The following is a 17,736-nucleotide window of genomic DNA, read 5'->3' as shown; positions in this document are numbered from 1 at the left end:
AAAAAAACACAATGTTGAAAGTTTCTGAAAAAGAAGGTAAGAAGTGTGGGAATGATGGCTTAATCTCTTATATAAAACAGTAAGCTATTCAATTTTCATAATTTTATTTATCATTATTGAGAGATCTTTTTCTTCTTCTAAGAGGAAATAATGGTGGTATAGATATTGTAAGCACGGTTGAGATTTTTTCTATAAAAGCTGATGATGTAACAAAGTAAAATATTAAGAAAGCCTACTTAAATTTTTAAATCATGATTACAATGAAGTTCGATGATATGATGTATTTTGCTCTGTTGTTTTAGCCAGTACAGAATTTGTTATCAAAACAGTAAATCTTTACTCTTATCTTTCCACAAGGAGAGAGAAAGCTAATAATTGCGAGTGCATGTTCAGAAGGATTTATTGTTCTTGCAAAAAGAATCAATATATAATAGAATATTACATGTGGGTAATCGCATTAGGTGGGGGAGGACAATGGGCGCTTACAGCTCTTTAAAGGTGAAAATGGCGCGCATTTTATAGGGGGTAAGGGCTATTTTTTAATTCAAGTAAAAGAAATTGATATTCATCAGATCTGATGAGGGTTTGTGATATTTCTTTAGTATTTAAAGTATTTCATTTCTAGTTCAATTAAGGTGTAAAAAAACTGTCATAGTGAATATATTTCCTATGGTGCATTAAGATTGAACAGAAGCTTGTTTAAAAAATGTTGGTATTGATCGAGTAAAACAATTTCAGGAATAAATTGAATAAAATAGAGCCTTTCAAGGTATTTGCATATGAATAAAAACATAATGATGCATACAAAGAATTTGAAGTTAACTTTTAGAATTTTAAGATAAATGGAAGTCAAAAGAGAGAGATTCTTTGTTTAAAATATAGAGTATAAAATATCGACGAAATAAATTTAAGCTATTGAAAAAAATAAAAAAGAGAATGTTTAAATCAGAAACTTTCTATGCGGATGATAAGTTATTACATTCAATAACAGTTCTATGAAATCCATAGTAGGGGGAATTTTGAACAGTATTTATAATTTGCAATGAGATTGCAAGATATTGAAAATATAACTGTATAACAACAGCACAACAACAAAACAAGATATTAAGTAACCTCAGATGAGGTGGCTCATATTACACATTAGAATTAGTTGTATTAATGCTGATGTTATGAAGAAGGTCTGATGAATTTAGGTTATTAAATTGGAAGGAGGGAAGAGAGATAAAATGTGTAAATACGGATGGTGCAGTGGTTATGATGTAGCAATAAAAAATGGCAGCGCATTCTAGTGCACAGAATGAGAAATTGTTAGAAAAATTATGAAAATAATGGGGGATTTAAAATGTCTAATATTTATGATTGGTCGCTAAAGGCCGATGAAAATGCTCATTCAGATAGTATCATTAATTGGGCAGAAGGTCAGCCGCCTAGTTCTGTTAATGATAGTGCTCGGGCGATGATGCAGCGCGTACGAGAATATCTTGCAGATAATGGTGGATCTATTGACTCAAGCTTTATGGTAAATGCGGAAGATAAAACAACATTAATTACCTTAAAGACAGTTTCACCGATAAAGAAATACAACAATGATATCATCATACGTTTTAAAGCTCGTGGCATGAATATTGGCACGACGACAATAACTGTTAATAATATAGGAGAAAAGCTTATCTATAAAGCCACTGATGTGGGGGTTATCCCCTTAGAAGGGGGAGAACTGCAAAGAGGTGGCATTTATGAAATGGTATATAATAATGGTGTTTTAATAAAAGAGCATGAAGGGTGGTATTTATTAAATCCTACATCACCAAAAATAGAAAATTTTCCTGCTGGATTCATTGCAACATTTGCTATGCAAAGTGTGCCAAATGGTTGGCTTTTATGTGATGGTCAGTCCTATAAGTGTGAGGATTATCCGCAGTTATTCAAGGCAATAGGTGATAAATGGGGGAAAAACAGCTATGGAACTTTTAAAGTTCCTGATTTTAGAGGTATGTTTTTACGCGGCTTTGATGATGGCCGTGGTTTAGATGGTGGTAGAAAATTTGCAGATAAACAACAAGATAGCATAAAATCGCATACGCATATTGGAACCATTGAAGAATCAGGCGAGCATGCACACAATTTTGAGTATCAAGGGGTAGGATGGCCAACTGGTGATATTGGAAGACTACCGAATCATTATACTTATAATGCGACCCTGAAAGGAAGAACAGCTTCTGCTGGTGCACATACACACAAGGTAACTCTTTCTCATACGGGTGAGGCAGAAACGCGCCCTGTTAATGCAACTGTTGTCTATGCTATAAAATCATGAGTATGGTCGGTTCATAAATAATCTATACACCTTGGTAATTTTGTTAACGCGGAGCAATTCCGCGTTATTTTTTATGTATGTGAAGAGGAAATCTATACTCTTTATACAATATTTGAGAGAGTTAAAAAATAATTTTAAATGATTGGGGGGGGAAGAGTTAATGATATAATTTTTTATAATTGTATGATTATGAAGAGAAAATATGTAAAAATTATTTTAAATTTGCCATTAAATGATTTGGAGATATATCTTTTCATCAGGTGTTTTGATAGGGGCTAAAGTGATACAATTACTCAATCTGAGGCATGAAAAAGTGCAACATTTGTAGCGTTTTATTACAAAAAAACAGTATATCTTTGTATCCGCGAATTGATCTCATAAAGAGATTTCTCATCTCTTTATCAATTTTATTTCTTTGCAATGCTATGATGTAGGTTATATTTGTAAATGGTATATTCCTTGAGTGAAATTATCGTTATACTTTCTTTTCATCCCTATATTACGCATTGTTTTTTCGTTAAGGGGACGGCAAGAAGCGTTATTGAATTTATTTTAATATTTTATTCAATAGTTTAATTCTTTTGATGTACCAATAAACAATTTTTCTAATAGAGGAAGAAAAATAAAAATACGATTATATTTAATTTTTTTATTGACTACAGAGATAGATAAAGAATCAATATAAAAAAGATAAAGCAAAAGCATATATGTTATGAGAAAAAATAACGCCGTTAAAGCAACAAATAAATATTTTACAGATTGTCAAGAGGTACTTAATTTTTATCTAGTCCCTAGAAAATATAAAGAATCCATATAATTATTATGACAAAGGTATTTGTATGTATTTCTGGATCATTTTTATTAAAGACAAGAGTGATAGAAAGAGCGAGGAAAATACATATTTATGTCATATAAACTTGCATTATATAAAAGTATGATAGCAAAACAAAATCTCAAATATTTTTAGTACGTAAAATCTTGAAAGATTTTAAATAGATAGTTTTTTCCAAAAATATCTTTGATGTGAGCGGAAGACGTTAAATGATAGAAAGGAGTTCATTAAAAATAAAATAGAATCTTGAATATTTGCGTACTTTATTGTGCTAAGTACATTAATTTTTAGATTGAAGCTGACTGCTTTAGGATCTAAATTCATAAGAGGATGCTGTTTGAGGGAGTATAAAAGGGATATCTTCTTTAGGTAATTCAGAAACGTTTAAGGAACAATGATAAACATCGCGTAGATTTTGTGTTGTCAAAACATTAGTCGCATTTCCTTCGCAATAAATCTCTCCTTCCTTTAGCAAGATCATGCTATCTGCATAATGTGCTGCGAGATTGAGATCATGAAGAACAGCGAGAACGCCACCACCAGAATGGGTAAATTGTTTAGCGATATCCATAACGATAATTTGATGTTGAATATCAAGGCTAGCAATAGGTTCATCTAATATCATCCAACGAGGAATTCCATTATAAATGGGTTTCCAGATTTGGCAAAGAACACGAGCAAGTTGTACGCGTGCTTGTTCTCCACCTGATAATTGGTGATAATATAGGTTACCATAATCAGAAAGGTCAACGCGATCTAAAGCTTTCTGGATAAGATTTTGTAACTCGGTTTTGGCAATGGTGAGTTGGTTTACAGAAAGGCCAAGTCTTACAACTTCATGGACTAAGAATGGAAAGACAAGCGTTGTTGATTGTGGGAGCACAGCGCGCATTTTTGCCATTTCATAAGTTTTTGTTTGGCGCACATCATAACCATTTAAGGTTATTTTCCCACTGTAAGGAATTTCCCCACTCAGTGCTTTGACAAAAGTACTTTTTCCCGATCCATTAGGACCAATTATGATGGTAAAAGCACCACTTTTAGCTTGAAGATTAATGTGATTGAGAATCTGTTTTTTTCCGCGCTGAACGCAAATATTTGTTGCTTCAATCATGAAAAGGCAGTCCCTCGTTTGCATATAAGGATCCACAGGAAGAAGGGGGCACCAAAAAGCGCTGTTACAATTCCAATTGGTAATTCCGCGGGGGCAACAATTAAACGTGCAAACGTATCAGCAAAAATAAGTAAAGATGCTCCCAAGAGAGCAGAGTAAGGAATAAGATAGCGGTGATCAGGACCAATGATCTGACGTAAAATATGAGGAACAATAATACCAATAAAACCAATACCACCACTGACAGCAACTGCACTACCACACATAAGAGCAACGAGGGGAATTGCAATATTCTTAACGCGTTGAATATGGAAACCGATATGGCCAGCAACAGCTTCTCCAAGCGCAAGAGCATTAAGTGCTCGTGATAAAAAGGGAGAAAAAAGAAGACCAATAAAAATGAAAGGGAGAACGAGCCATACTTTCCACCATGTCGCGCCCGCAAGAGAGCCAAGACTCCAAAAAGTGATATCGCGTAATTGTTGGTCATTTGCAATAAAAATCAATGTTCCAACAACTGCACCGCTTAATGCACCAAGAGCAATACCGGCAAGTAGCATAGTTGCAATAGAGGTAAAGTTATGATGCGTCGCTATTATGTAGAGAACAATCGTTGATAAAAGTCCACCCAAAAAAGCACCCATGATAACTTTGTAAGGCTCTAGAAAAGGCGCAAATGAAACAGGAAAAGCAAAACCTAAAACAATTGCTAAAACGGCACCAAGACCAGCTCCTGCTGATACACCTATAATTCCAGGATCTGCAAGAGGATTACGGAAAAGTCCTTGCATCATAACACCAGAGACAGCCAAAGCAGCCCCGATCAATAATCCTAGGATAACGCGAGGAAGCCTTATATCGATAAATATAAGATAATCACGTGTTTTACTACTTACAGAAAATTCTTGCGTAAACATGATATTAAGAAAATCAAAGAAAGAAGTATTTGAAGCACCATTTAAAAGTCCGCCCAAAATACTCAAGATAAGGAACATTATTAGACCTAATAAGAGTATTGTTCTCAAATTTTTACGATTCATTTTTTTATTTTTTTTTGTTTCAGATGCATAAACCATAGATGGATTCTCTACCAATTTTATCCGTTTTTACCATTTTAGTTTGCACCATAAAGCATATGAATAAGTTCTCTTGATGCGTCTGCAGTACGTGGACCAAATCCTAAAAGGTACATAGCATCCATTTGTTTAATAGCATGATTTTTTGCTGCAGTTGTTGCTTGGATAGCTGGTATAGCTAAAACCTTTTCAAGATTAATGGATTTCTCACCGTGTTTTATAAGTAAAATAACATCAGGATTCGCTTTCAATAACGCTTCGTTATTGAGAAGTTTATAGCCTTTATAATCAGTAATAGCATTGATCCCACCTGAAAGTTTTATGATACCATCTGCTGCTGTATCTGTTCCAGATGCCATAACGCGCCCATTTTGTACCGACAAAATAAAAAGGACACGCTTTGGTTTCGTTACTTTTGCCAAAAGAGCATCATTATCTACAAAATCACGGCTCACTTTTTGAATTAATACAGCAGCTTGTGCTTCACGATGGATGGCTTTTCCAACAAGACGAATTTTTTCTATCACACTTTCTCGAGAATAATTTTCTGGTATGATCACGATAGGAATTGATGTTTTTTTGAGAATTTCAATTGTTGAAGCAGGACCGCTTCCTTCAACGAGTAAGATACCTTCTGGAGCAAGAGATAAAACACCTTCAGGTGAAAGAGCACGCATATAACCAAGCACAGGAAGTTTGAGGGCTTCTTTTGGATAAACGCTTGTACTATCACGGGCAACAAGTTGATCTTGCGCTCCTAATGCATAAACAATTTCCGTAAGAGAGCCGCCAATAGAGACAATTCGCGCATTTTCAGAAAAATATGTGGTAGGTTCAGCGATGGCGCGCTGAGAAAAGAAGCTAAAAGAAAGAAGTATAAAAAGAAGAAAAAACCTTAATTGTCTGCACAAAAGAAGAGTCAGCATATTGTATCTTTCTAAGCGACAACTGATTCTTGATATGGAGGAAGAGACTTCAATAAAGAACGCCAATCCTCACGCTCTTTTTGACCCTCTTTGCGCATGCCAAAGAACTGAACAATCATTTCATCATTTTTATCGAAAACTTCAAGTGAACTGACATAACCATCACTGATAGGCTTGCGAACATGCCATACACTAGCAATCCCAGATGTGAGTAAATGGAGATCAAACTTTGGATCAAGAACATTAAGCCAAGGCCCCATTTGCTTAATATTTTTTACAGTCCCACTAAAAATTTGAACACATCCCTTATTACCAACAAAGCACATAATTGGCAGTTCTTGTCGTGCGACTTGGTTAAGCATCATTTCAACAGCTTCTACTTGTAATTCATCCGCAAATTCACTGCCAACATATTTTACAGCATGATGTCGATTAATCTTAAATTCGGAAATAATTTTATGAAGTTGGTGTACATCTGTCATTTTCCGCCAACGATCCCGAAAACTCTCAATATCCAATTCTGTTATGTCACACTGGGCTGGGAGAGAAACGGGAATAATGTTAAGAACAGGAGACTGATCTTCAAGAAGGAGCTTTTCAACAAGTTTATTCCATTCTTCCATATTTGTCATATCTTTAGAATAGATTTTTAGAATAGCAACGCCATGATGATCAAAGAATTGTAGACTTTTTGTAGGTTTTCCAAGAACAATGACATCATACTCAAAACCGAACTTCCATTGTTTTGCAAAAATACGTAAATCAATTTCACCAAGTGTTATAGGAACATGTTGGTTTTGAACAATTTTTTCAAAACACCCTGTTATTTCGTGAACGGCATGTTCATTGCGCGTTAATGTCATGACTGTTCCAAGCCGAGGAGCATTTTCTAAGAGAGTAGCAACATCAATTTGTAGCCTTTTTGCTTTTCCAATTGTACAATAGGCTGCAAGAAGTTCCGCTTCAGATATACCAATAGAAACCGCAAAATCACGGTTTCGCATTTCTTTTTTTTCTTCACGCAAACGAATAATCATTTCAGCTGTATGTGCCATGGATTTTACCTTATGTTACTGACCCAAGAACTAACTTTTAAATTTTATAATTCCTAGGCAATAGATTGAACTCTTAAAGAGTTCAATCTATCACAAAATATGCCTCTATCACCAATAGCAAAACAGTCAAAAAATGATAAAATAGAAAGAATTAAAATCGCTCTATCAAACCTTTATAATTTTAAAGATATTTGAAAATAGAAACACAAATAATTTATCCTTTTATCGATATGATTTTCTATTGACCTAATAGTTAATAGAAGCGATTAGAACTTTTGTACGAACGACACCTTAAAGTTACGACCAGGCTGGCTATAATAATCCTTCGGTGTTGAACTTTTACCAGAAGGAAGACTCGACGCATTCCAATATTTTGTATTGAAAAGATTATAAACACCAGCTCTTAGAACAGGTCCCGTTTCACCGAATGGCTTCCACCACCCTGTCATATCAACGACATGATACCCTGGAATTTTTTGGTAGTCAGACCCCTTAGCGACTTTGTCACGTTTGGCTGCCAAAGTAAAGATAATATCGCTTCCCCAAATCTCTTTTGCATATCCTAATCCGATAACGGCTTTCAAAGGGGGAATTGAGTTAAGGTATTCATTTTTATCAAGGTCTTTTCCTTGGGAGTAAGCAAAAGCAACATTGCTATGAAAACCATTTTTAAGAACTAAATGCGCTTTTGTTTCAAAACCAAAAATTTGTACGCGCGAACGATTCATGTAATGCCGACGCGCAAACCTAAATTCTTCTGAGGGCCCTCTATCCTCGGTATCTATGAAATTCTTATATTGATTGATAAAGGCATTGAAAGAACCACCGAAATTTACATTTCCATACCGAAGACCAACATCATACCCATTGCTTGTCTCTGGTTGAAGATCAGGATTTCCTTTCACATAATAAGCAGAAGGTTTGATATAAGAGACGTAAAGTTCCGAAACACGTGGTGCACGAAAAGCTTGTGCCCACTGAGCATAGAGCGTTATTTGATTCCGAATATCCCATTCCATGCGCAATTTAGGAGAAAAGCGCGATCCAGCCCTTTCCGGAGGGAATCTATCAGAAATTAGTGCTTCTTCATAAGCAGATGTTTTTTGAGGAACATATTTGTACCAATCATACCGAATTCCTGGTGTTACACGAAAACGATTATCAACCGAACCAATTTCATCTTCAAAAACAAAACCTAAATTGTAACCATTGGTGTCTGGTGAATCCGACCGATTAGCAGGAACAAAAAGACATCCTCGAGCGTATTCTTTTACATGACAATTGTCTTTACCTAACAAATAGTGATGAAATTTAGATGACGAAACATTAGTTGCAAACTTTAACGTATGGTTTATAGTGCCAAAGTCCATTTCTTTAAGTGCATCAGCATTGAAGCCATAATTGATATTACGCAAGAAATTATCTCTTAAATAATCTCCTTTGGGGGCTGAAACACGAACGCCAGTCATAACGTAACGACTTGATTGCCTTTGCCAATAAAGTACCCCATTAAACGCATCAAGAACCGCATCACCATTACCATTATAATTATAAGAAAGAGAAAACCGCTCACGAAGCTTATTATCCCGCTCATAAACGGAACCTGGAGCATATCTTTTAGACGCATTTAATTCATGTGTGTTACTCTTATGACCAAAACGCTCTGCGGTAAAACCAAGCCGGTGATTATCACTCAAATATTGATGAATTTTAAAAAGCAAGTTATTTTTATCAAAGTTTGAAGGGTTTTTACGTGTACGTTCTTCATATCCTCCCACCGTTCCCATATTTTTTCGCTCATGACCATTTACATATGATCCTTGGAAAAGCAAAAATGTCTGGTAATTACGTACAGCAAAAGCTTGATCGATGCGCCAGCTGTTATCAACAGAGTGATAACCACCTTTTATAAGGCTTCCCCAATTCTTTCCTTCCACAATAAGGTCTTCAGGATTAAGGGTACGCAATGCAATGATTCCCCCTAAGGCGCCAGAACCATAAAGACTAGAATCTGATCCTTGAATAGTATCAAACGTAGAAAGAGCATTGAAGTCAAAAGTTGTGTTTCCACCTCCACCACGGAATATATCATTAAACCATGGAAGAGAAATACCATCCATTGTCGTAAGAACACGATTTGCATCTAAGCCACGAACAACAAAACTGTTATTTTCTGAATTATAGGATACGGAAGGATTAAGACGATTAACGTCATAAACATCACTTATTTGTTTTTCATCAATATTTTTATCGGTTTTACGATCAGTTAGAATGGTTATTGAATTTGAAGTATCCTCTATCTTTTTTCCTTTAATAAGGATTGGTTTAAGCTCAGTTACAACATTCTTCTCGCTATTTTGTGCAAAAACAAATGAAGGTATACAGACTGACAGCGCACCTAAAATCATGCAGCTTTTATGGATATTTTCTCGTCTTATTCGCATAACACATTATAACCTTTTTTTAAACATCCCCTCTCTCAGTTTAAAGTTTTACCTATAAAAATGCTTGATTTAACCCTATCATAAATTAGCCAACCAAGCAGGAATGATTTAAAAAGATAAAATCATAGTAGAGACCATATTAAACATGATAAAATCAGTCAAGAAAAAAGTTGCAATTTCAAAATAGCCTGTTTTAATGAGATGAAATACTCAATAATTGCACTTCAGAGAAAGTGCGGCGGAAGAAACTATGAGCTTTACAAATATGAGGCAGTTATCAATTCTTTGGATTGGTGCATTTGTTGGCGCTCTTTCTTTGCATATAGCATTGGGAGCACAGTTTTATTTTCGAAATACTGGTGTGAATAATGGTATGCTCCCGTCGACGGTTATGCTAACTCTTGCCCAAGAGGCTCTATATCTTGATGTTGATATAGATTCGTCGAATCCAGATCGTGATATAGATTTATCAAGTGTCAGCACAGAACCAGAACGATTGCAGCCAGATCTTGTAGAGCAAGAGCCAGAGATATTGGAAACAGTGGAGGAAGGTCAACCGGAAGATCTCCAACATACTGTAGAAAAAGATGATTTTGCAGTAAAATCTCTGGAAGAATCTCTTCCTCAGAAAGTAGAAGATACAATATTAAAAAAAAAAGCGATACCGGTACCAAAAGCAGTTGTGAAACTGCCGTCTGCAAAGGCTATGCGTTCATCTACCGCTAGACAGAGCGGCAGGACAGCTGCGCTTGAAGATATATTGTTAATGGAGTGGTTAGCAAAGGTACAGTCACAATTAGAAAAGCAAAAAAATTATGTTGTGGGACAGCGTACCAGTTGGGTAAAAGGAACGGTTAAGTTAGAATTTAAGGTGCATAAGCAGGGGAATATTTTTGCTAGCCGTGTTGTCACTTCTGCTGGAGATCCAGAACTTGATCGATTAGCTATGGCAGCACTTCAACGCGTTGGTTCTTTTCCTCCCCCTCCACCATCAAAAGTGAATAAAACAATCAGAGTATCTTTGATATTTAGCTAATTTTTATGGAGGCTATTCGGATAATATATTGATTTATAATGATTTGTTTATCATTTAAATGAAAGAGCTAAGATAGTTTTTCTAAATCTTTTTGACATTTAAGCAATCAAAATCATTCGTTTAACTTATGACACAAGTAGGGAGCATGGGCATAAAAACTTAAAAAACAGTGAACATACCTCTTATGAATACTCTAAATGAAAGAGTTGTTACGACATTGGGAGTTAGGGGATGAGAGGGCTATAGCTTTTATGAAGTAAAGGTAATGGGCTTATCTAATAGATTTTTATACCATTTATAATAGGATATTTAAAAGCATAATGCATTGATTTATAAAGATAATTATCGTTGTCCATATTGAATTTAGAACCTTGAGTTGCATCAGATTCTCTCATTTCAAATCTGTGTATGTTGAATCAATATCACTTTCTTGCACATCACAAGTGGGAGTGAGTATGGGGATAAAACTGTATACGAAAGGACTAAAAATGGTTCTTATGAATCGTCTTAATGTCAATATGTTGTCGCAATACCCACGATCTGGCAAAGTGTGTGATAGTACCGGCTTGCTTTTCCATAAGCATAAAGATGGAGGTGCTCAATGAATTTACCATTATACCATTTACGAGCGCTAGCGTGAAAGAGGCTTGGGTGCCTTGAGAGATGTTTCTTTAAAACAAGCGCATGAAACTGTAACCCAATGACGTTCTGTTTTACGTGAAGGGCGTTCGCCCATTAAAAGACTCTTCAACTATACCATTATGAAATAGACTTAGAAACCTTTAAATTAAAACAAAAACATAAATAAGAAACACATACGATTTGGGCTTTAGGATGTTCTGTTTTGTGTGAAGGATGGCAGCTCATATGTAAAAATGAGAAAAACGAAAGGCAATACTTAAATCTTCATTTTTTTAAAGATCTTGTTATCGACATGTTCGAAAGTCGTAAAGCCGAACGTAAGGAGAAGGGCAAGAAGCTATTTTTACCTTTAAGGTTTTCTAGCTCAATGAGTCTGTTTTTCTGCTCCAGAAGATATACACAATAATGCGCCCCTATTGGGTATAGAAATATTGTAAGCAGAAAAAACACCCTCAAAACATGCCATTTTAAAATATTTGAATGTTGATTAAATAAGCAATAATAAAAGGATGCGTTATTCGTTTTAGTCTTTTTACATTGATAAGCTCTATAATATTATCGTTTATGTGTTGAGAGGGATTAAATGATTTATACAACATTATGATTTATAATAAATAATTTATTATTTTGTATTTGAAATTCGAGCCTCGAATAGCTTAGAATTTTTCCATTTCAACTCTACTGATTTCCATTTCAACTCTACTGATACTGAATCAATTAAAATCACTTACTTGCACGTCAAGAGTGAGGCTATAGGTGGATACTCTTTAGGGAGGAATAAAAATGCCTCTTAAGAACGCAATACTATTTGGAAAGTTAAGGCAAATTATTTTTATCGACCAGAAAGTAGGTCGGTTTTTATATCTATTTTCCCAGTGAGTCTCGCTTTGTAAACACCGTAATTTTCCATGACACACATCACGTAATTCCGTGTTTCTGTATAAGGGATACGTTCAATCCAATCGATGACGTTATTGAGAGGTTGTCCTCGAGGATCGCCATAGCGCTTGATCCATTCATTGACACGGCGGGGGCCCGCATTATAGCCAATAAGAGTTAGTATATAGGATCCATTAAAACGTTCCAATTGTTCATTGAGAAAATGGGCGCCTAATGTCACATTATAACGCGCATCACTGCTAAATCTTTTAGGAGACCATGCGATTGAGTATTTTTTTGCTAGTGCTTCTGCAGTTGTAGGAAGCAATTGGAGTATCCCTTGTGCACCTGCTTGTGATATGGCTGTTGGATTAAATTCGCTTTCTTTGTGTGCAATGGCATAGATAAGCGATTTTTCTTCTACAGAAATATGAGCAGAGTCTGGTATAGCTCCCAGAGGATGAGAGAGTGCTCCAACATTTTTTCCTAGGAAAGCAGCCATTTTTCCGATTCTGAGGCTGGTATAATAGTCACCATTTTTTTCTGCCATAACAGCCAGAAGAGCTAATTCACCGGGGCTTTCTATTTTTTTTCCGAGTTCTCTATAAAAAACTTTAGCAAACTCAGCATATCCAGCTTCTTCAAGACGTTGAATTGCTTTGATCGCTTTTCGTGCACTAAAATGTTGTCGCTCAGCGATTGTTGGTTTAGGAAGAGAGATATTAATTTTTTTTTGGTTGAGTCGCGCAGCGGCTAATTGACCATAATACGTTGCGCCAAAATGAGCGGCGCGATGAAAGTACAGCTGGGCATTTTTATGTTCTCCTAGCGTTTCTGCTGTTCGTCCCATCCAGTAATATCCACGTGATGCAGCAAAAGGTAAAGAGGAGAGTTGAGGAATGCGTGAAAAATGTTGCATTGCCAACTTAGGGTTATGAAGAAACCGTAGTGCATACCATCCTGCGTGAAATTCAGCATCGACGGCTAATGCAGATGTCATACCAGTGTGCCTTGCAACGAGTTGATAAGCTATTTGGGGTTTGTTTAAATCAAGCATTTCACGAGAAAGGGCGCGTTGCTCTTTCCACAATGATTGAGGGTTCATAAGATGGAATGCATCTTGTGATGTTTTCATCATGAGTGTTGCGGCTGCATCATATTGTTCTGTTCGCCGCAGATGGCGCATTCGAGCAAACTGGAAGAGAGGATCTTTTTTCCATACTCTTTCTAAAGCTTTTAATTTTTGTGTTGCGCTAGGATCATTTTTTTCAACCGCTACAAAAGCATCAAAAAGAGATTGAGCATGGGCTAATTTTGCAACGCGTGCCGCTGAATCAAAACGATGTGCATACAACATAAACTGCATGCGTTTTAAATGATCAATAGGTTTTAAGGCAGCACTTGCATTTTTAAGAACAAATACTTCTTCTTGTGCATTAAGCCGTGTTTTATGCCACCATGGTGCAATAATGTGTTGAGCACGGGTGATTTGTCCTGTTGCAATGAGTGCTTTAGCAAAGAGAGCCATGCCTTGTGCTGTAAGGGGGGGATGATGAGAAAATTTTTGGATAATGGCGTGTGTGATATTGGTTTCGTTAAGAAAAGCACGTTCAGCATTGCGTTGCATCGTTTCTATACCAGGCCATCCTTTTAGCATGTTAATTGCATTAGATATTTCAGAGCTTGGTATATTATTTTGCTTTGATAGTCCTAGCGCCCATGTCAAAATATAACGATCAAGGCTATGTTTTTCCATTGAATTACGAAGATTTATTGTTTTTGCAATATTGTTATTTGCAAGGGCATCTAATCCAGCTTTTAGTTGTTTGAGTGTCACGGTATTGTACGATGTCGTGTGTCTCTGTTGAAGAGGTTCTTGAGCTTTTTGTTTTATGGCAATGGGGGTAGGACGTGTCGAAGGGATTGGTATTTTCCCATGTAAAAGGGGTGTTTGTGCATGTGCACTTGAAAATAAAATTTTTATTGCCAGTATAATCGCAGTAAAGGTTGATACGAAAAGAGAGGTAGAAAATACACGCATAGAGAAAAGACCTTGAGATCTTGCTTTTTGTAAAAACTTAAGGGTTTATAGAACACAAGCATGAAAAACGCGTTAATACAGACAGCTTATTTTAAAGAAATGTTCAAAATTTAAGGAGGGACATGTCCATCTTGTAGAGGCTTTTTTTGAAATTCATCTTGCTTCAATGATAGAGCAAGATTATGCTCTGTTTAAAATTTGTAAAGGCGATTATTAAAAAAATAAAAGCGAATATTATAGGGAGTTTATTATGCTCAAGGGAGCTGTAACTGCGCTTATCACCCCGTTTGATAACAAGGGCGCAATTGATGAGAAGGCATTTTGTGATTTTGTTGAATGGCAGATTACACAAGGGATTAATGGTGTAAGCCCTGTTGGGACAACAGGTGAATCAGCAACTTTAAGTCATGAAGAACATAGGCGAATTATAGAATTGTGTGTCAAGCAGGTCGCAAAGCGTGTTCCTGTTATTGCGGGAGCGGGATCAAATAGCACAAGTGAGGCTATAGAGCTTGCACAATATGCAGAAAAGGCTGGTGCAGATGCAGTTTTGGTTGTCACTCCTTATTACAACAAACCAAATCAATTTGGTTTATACAAGCATTTTTCTTCTATTGCCAAAGCTGTTTCTATTCCGATTATAATTTATAATATCCCTGGTCGTTCTATTATCGATATGGCCGTGGAAACGATGAGAGATCTTTATCAAGATTTTAAAAATATCGTTGGTGTTAAGGATGCGACGAGCAGAATTGAGCGCGTTAGTGAGCAACGTGAAAAGTGTGGCAAGGATTTTATGCAGCTTTCCGGTGATGATTGTACAGCGTTAGGATTTAATGCACATGGAGGTATGGGGTGTATTTCGGTTTCCTCGAATGTTGCTCCAAAGCTTTGTGCAGAGCTTCAAGCTGCGTGTTTTCGTGGTGATTATAAAACAGCACGAGAATTAAATGATCGCCTCATGCCTCTCAATCGTGCTGTGTTTATTGAACCTAGCCCAGCAGGGATTAAATATGCTGCTACAAAATTGGGGCTTTGTGGTGAGACTGTACGTTCTCCGATTGTTCCATTAACAGAGAGCACAAAGAAGGTTATTGATGTAGCCCTCAGCCATGCTGGTCTTTTAAAAGCATAAAATGATATTGAAAAAGTCATGAATAAAAAAAAGAACGCGCCCGTACGGAAAATAATTGCTGACAATCGTAAAGCACGTTTTAATTTTGAAATCCTTAATAATCTCGAGGCTGGTCTTGTCCTTCAGGGAGCGGAAGTGAAGTCCTTACGTTCCAATCATGCCAATATTGCTGAAAGCTATGCGAGTTTTGAGAATGGGGAATTATGGTTAGTAAACAGCTATATTCCTGAATATACGCAGGCTAATCGTTTTAATCATGAACCACGACGTTTGCGCAAATTATTACTTTCAAAACGTGAGATGGCACGTTTTTTTAATGCAACGTCTCGTGAAGGAATGACACTTGTTCCTCTCAAACTTTATTTTAATGAACGAGGGCGCGTTAAGTTGGAGATCGCTCTAGCGCGAGGGAAAAAGCTTCATGATAAGCGCGAAACGGAAAAAAAACGCGATTGGGGACGTGAAAAAGCAAGACTTTTAAAAAGATATGGATGATGAGGTAGGATTTGGATATCCTGTATTGAGAATGTTTCTAAAACAGTTTTAGCATTGATCTAAGTATGTTTTTACTGCTTGAAAAATTTGGTGAAACATAGCGTCTGTTAAGCGGCCAGTATTCGTATTATAACGAGAACAGTGATAGCTTGAAAAGATGCGTAATCTACCGATATTATTGATTTCGCCATGTCCAAAAGGGTGAGCTAAAACTTTTGCATTAAGGGCACGTATTGTTGAATGGTGCGCAATGGTGCCTAAAGTAATAACAGCTTTAAGTTTGGGAAGATTTGTTAAAAGAGGTGAGAAGAAATAGCGGCACGTGTTAATTTCTGCACCGGTGGGTTTATTTTCTGGTGGAACACAACGAACAGAGTTAACAATTGCTGCATCAATCAGTTCAAGAGTATCGTCTGCTCTTTCTTCAAAGGTTCCTTGGGCAAAACCAAACTTTTTTAAAGTTGAATAAAGTAAGTGCCCAGCATAATCACCAGTAAATGGACGTCCAGTTCGATTTGCGCCGCGTAATCCAGGGGCAAGCCCAACAATAAGAAGGCGTGTTGTGTCTGGCCCTTTATAAGGAAAGAATGGGCGCACCGGTGCATTATACCAACTTGGTTCTTTTACACGCCAGCCAGCGATAAATTGATGAAGCCTAGGACATAAATTGCAATTTGGGGGTGGTTCTGGGCAAAGCGATGTTAATTGGCTATTCATGGTGTTAGGCATCAATCGTTTTTCTATTTTTTTTGAGTCTTTTATAGCGTATATGACGGGTTATGGTTTGATAAACAATCTATAATGAATATAAATAAACTTTTTTAGAAGAAAGTTTAATATAAACTTATTGCTCATTATTATGTAAAAAGAGGCAATATTTTCAGTAATTTATTCAATGAATAAGAGTATAATCCATATGATATTCAAAGAAAAAATTTTGTCTTTAATAAATCTATTATTATAAAAAGTGTGCATAAAACTGTTGTTATTGCGAAGGATTTTTAAGAGTTGGTATTCTTTTTAAAAGGGTAAGGATTCTAGAGAGGTATTTTGTCAAGAAACCCCTTCTTTTGTTTGGCTCTAATCTATTGGAATACTTTTTAGAGCAGTTTTGGTATCGGGTATGAATACGCTATATATTTTGTATAAAGTTTCCAAGAATTTACTTAAAGTAAGTTCTTTAAGCAAAAAATATGAAAGTCTGTGTTGTTTTCCTTGTGTTTTATTTTGATTATTGTATATACTCTATACCCACTATGAAGTTTTTTAATCTTTAAGAAAGAGGCATAAATGGCCCGCGTAACAGTAGAAGATTGTATTGATAAAGTTGATAACCGCTTTGAATTGGTACTTTTAGCAGGTCATCGGGCGCGTCAGATTTCACAAGGGGCGCAGATTACGGTTGATCGTGATAATGATAAAAATCCTGTTGTTGCTTTGCGTGAAATAGCAGAAGAAACGTTGTCGCCTGCTGATTTAAAAGAAGATCTTATTCATTCTCTGCAAAAGCATGTGGAAGTAGATGAACCAGAAATGGCAAATGAATTTATTACCCATTCAAGTGAAGCCGAAAGTGTTTTTAATATATCATCGCAAGAAGAAGGCACTTCATTTGATCATATGTCAGAAGAAGAGCTTTTAGCGGGTATTGAAGGTTTGGTTGTTCCAGAAAAAAGTGACGATTATTAATTGCGGTAATTTATATTACAGGAATAAATAGACCTTATCATTTAAGAGTAGTTAT

Annotated in this window: 12 protein-coding genes and 1 pseudogene; 6 read left to right on the top strand and 7 right to left on the bottom strand. The window is 36.2% G+C overall.

Annotated elements, in window-relative coordinates:
- The first annotated feature begins 1,342 nt into the window (after positions 1-1,342).
- On the top strand, positions 1,343-2,317 hold the full coding sequence (locus tag ACFIMW_RS00585; RefSeq protein WP_375607734.1) for a phage tail protein: 975 nt from the start codon (positions 1,343-1,345) through the stop codon (positions 2,315-2,317).
- 1,139 nt (positions 2,318-3,456) lie between these two features.
- Here the strand turns inward: ACFIMW_RS00585 and ACFIMW_RS00580 are convergent.
- The 5 genes from ACFIMW_RS00580 to ACFIMW_RS00560 all read right to left on the bottom strand — a co-directional run bounded on the left by ACFIMW_RS00580 (position 3,457) and on the right by ACFIMW_RS00560 (position 9,764).
- Positions 3,457-4,263, bottom strand: a complete 807-nt coding sequence (locus tag ACFIMW_RS00580; RefSeq protein WP_375607733.1) for a heme ABC transporter ATP-binding protein — start codon at positions 4,261-4,263, stop codon at positions 3,457-3,459.
- On the bottom strand, positions 4,260-5,339 hold the full coding sequence (locus ACFIMW_RS00575) for a FecCD family ABC transporter permease (protein WP_375607732.1): 1,080 nt from the start codon (positions 5,337-5,339) through the stop codon (positions 4,260-4,262). The genes ACFIMW_RS00580 and ACFIMW_RS00575 overlap by 4 nt, the downstream gene beginning before the upstream one ends.
- A 38-nt stretch (positions 5,340-5,377) precedes the next feature.
- Positions 5,378-6,265: a hemin ABC transporter substrate-binding protein gene (locus ACFIMW_RS00570; RefSeq protein WP_375607731.1), complete on the bottom strand. Its 888-nt coding sequence runs from the start codon at positions 6,263-6,265 to the stop codon at positions 5,378-5,380.
- A gap of 11 nt (positions 6,266-6,276) precedes the next feature.
- On the bottom strand, positions 6,277-7,320 hold the full coding sequence (locus ACFIMW_RS00565) for a hemin-degrading factor (protein WP_375607730.1): 1,044 nt from the start codon (positions 7,318-7,320) through the stop codon (positions 6,277-6,279).
- Between the two features lie 266 nt (positions 7,321-7,586).
- The gene (locus ACFIMW_RS00560) at positions 7,587-9,764 is read right to left on the bottom strand and encodes a TonB-dependent hemoglobin/transferrin/lactoferrin family receptor (protein ID WP_375607729.1); all 2,178 of its coding nucleotides are present in this window, start codon (positions 9,762-9,764) and stop codon (positions 7,587-7,589) included.
- Between the two features lie 250 nt (positions 9,765-10,014).
- On the opposite strand from ACFIMW_RS00560, the gene ACFIMW_RS00555 reads away from it, so the two are divergent.
- Both ACFIMW_RS00555 and ACFIMW_RS00550 read left to right on the top strand, forming a co-directional pair.
- Positions 10,015-10,800 carry an energy transducer TonB gene (locus ACFIMW_RS00555; protein WP_375607728.1) on the top strand — a complete coding sequence of 262 codons (786 nt, stop codon included), beginning with the start codon at positions 10,015-10,017 and terminating at the stop codon, positions 10,798-10,800.
- Between the two features lie 488 nt (positions 10,801-11,288).
- Positions 11,289-11,501: pseudogene (locus ACFIMW_RS00550) on the top strand (integrase); the annotation flags it as partial.
- Between the two features lie 773 nt (positions 11,502-12,274).
- Here the strand turns inward: ACFIMW_RS00550 and ACFIMW_RS00545 are convergent.
- Complete coding sequence (locus ACFIMW_RS00545) at positions 12,275-14,362, bottom strand: lytic transglycosylase domain-containing protein (RefSeq protein WP_375607727.1); 2,088 nt, start codon at positions 14,360-14,362, stop codon at positions 12,275-12,277.
- 250 nt (positions 14,363-14,612) lie between these two features.
- Here ACFIMW_RS00545 and dapA point away from each other — a divergent pair, with 250 nt between their 5' ends.
- The gene (gene dapA / locus ACFIMW_RS00540; protein ID WP_375607726.1) at positions 14,613-15,497 is read left to right on the top strand and encodes a 4-hydroxy-tetrahydrodipicolinate synthase; all 885 of its coding nucleotides are present in this window, start codon (positions 14,613-14,615) and stop codon (positions 15,495-15,497) included.
- 18 nt (positions 15,498-15,515) lie between these two features.
- A complete protein-coding gene (smpB, locus tag ACFIMW_RS00535; protein ID WP_012231306.1) occupies positions 15,516-15,992 on the top strand; it encodes an SsrA-binding protein SmpB in 477 nt (158 codons plus the stop codon).
- A gap of 48 nt (positions 15,993-16,040) precedes the next feature.
- Here smpB and ACFIMW_RS00530 read toward each other — a convergent pair whose 3' ends face one another.
- Positions 16,041-16,709, bottom strand: a complete 669-nt coding sequence (locus ACFIMW_RS00530; protein ID WP_375606474.1) for a uracil-DNA glycosylase — start codon at positions 16,707-16,709, stop codon at positions 16,041-16,043.
- Between the two features lie 573 nt (positions 16,710-17,282).
- Between ACFIMW_RS00530 and rpoZ the strand changes: the two genes are divergently transcribed.
- Positions 17,283-17,681 (top strand): DNA-directed RNA polymerase subunit omega, encoded by a 399-nt coding sequence (gene rpoZ, locus ACFIMW_RS00525; RefSeq protein ID WP_375607725.1) that lies wholly within the window; start codon positions 17,283-17,285, stop codon positions 17,679-17,681.
- The last annotated feature ends 55 nt before the right edge of the window (positions 17,682-17,736 follow it).

The sequence above is a fragment of the Bartonella sp. AC329YNZD genome, from assembly GCF_042196685.1.
Taxonomy (GTDB): Bacteria; Pseudomonadota; Alphaproteobacteria; order Rhizobiales; family Rhizobiaceae; genus Bartonella.
Note: the sequence above shows the minus strand (reverse complement) of the source record. Positions and strands in the feature narration are given on the sequence as shown.

What these genes read in the sequence shown, in the direction of transcription:
- ACFIMW_RS00580 (WP_375607733.1), bottom strand. Translation starts at nt 4,263, where the DNA reads ATGATTGAAGCAACAAATATTTGCGTTCAGCGCGGAAAAAAACAGATT.
- ACFIMW_RS00545 (WP_375607727.1), bottom strand. Translation starts at nt 14,362, where the DNA reads ATGCGTGTATTTTCTACCTCTCTTTTCGTATCAACCTTTACTGCGATT.
- ACFIMW_RS00530 (WP_375606474.1), bottom strand. Translation starts at nt 16,709, where the DNA reads ATGAATAGCCAATTAACATCGCTTTGCCCAGAACCACCCCCAAATTGC.
- smpB (WP_012231306.1), top strand. Translation starts at nt 15,516, where the DNA reads ATGAATAAAAAAAAGAACGCGCCCGTACGGAAAATAATTGCTGACAAT.
- ACFIMW_RS00565 (WP_375607730.1), bottom strand. Translation starts at nt 7,320, where the DNA reads ATGGCACATACAGCTGAAATGATTATTCGTTTGCGTGAAGAAAAAAAA.
- ACFIMW_RS00575 (WP_375607732.1), bottom strand. Translation starts at nt 5,339, where the DNA reads ATGGTTTATGCATCTGAAACAAAAAAAAATAAAAAAATGAATCGTAAA.
- rpoZ (WP_375607725.1), top strand. Translation starts at nt 17,283, where the DNA reads ATGGCCCGCGTAACAGTAGAAGATTGTATTGATAAAGTTGATAACCGC.
- ACFIMW_RS00570 (WP_375607731.1), bottom strand. Translation starts at nt 6,265, where the DNA reads ATGCTGACTCTTCTTTTGTGCAGACAATTAAGGTTTTTTCTTCTTTTT.
- ACFIMW_RS00585 (WP_375607734.1), top strand. Translation starts at nt 1,343, where the DNA reads ATGTCTAATATTTATGATTGGTCGCTAAAGGCCGATGAAAATGCTCAT.
- ACFIMW_RS00560 (WP_375607729.1), bottom strand. Translation starts at nt 9,764, where the DNA reads ATGCGAATAAGACGAGAAAATATCCATAAAAGCTGCATGATTTTAGGT.
- dapA (WP_375607726.1), top strand. Translation starts at nt 14,613, where the DNA reads ATGCTCAAGGGAGCTGTAACTGCGCTTATCACCCCGTTTGATAACAAG.
- ACFIMW_RS00555 (WP_375607728.1), top strand. Translation starts at nt 10,015, where the DNA reads ATGAGCTTTACAAATATGAGGCAGTTATCAATTCTTTGGATTGGTGCA.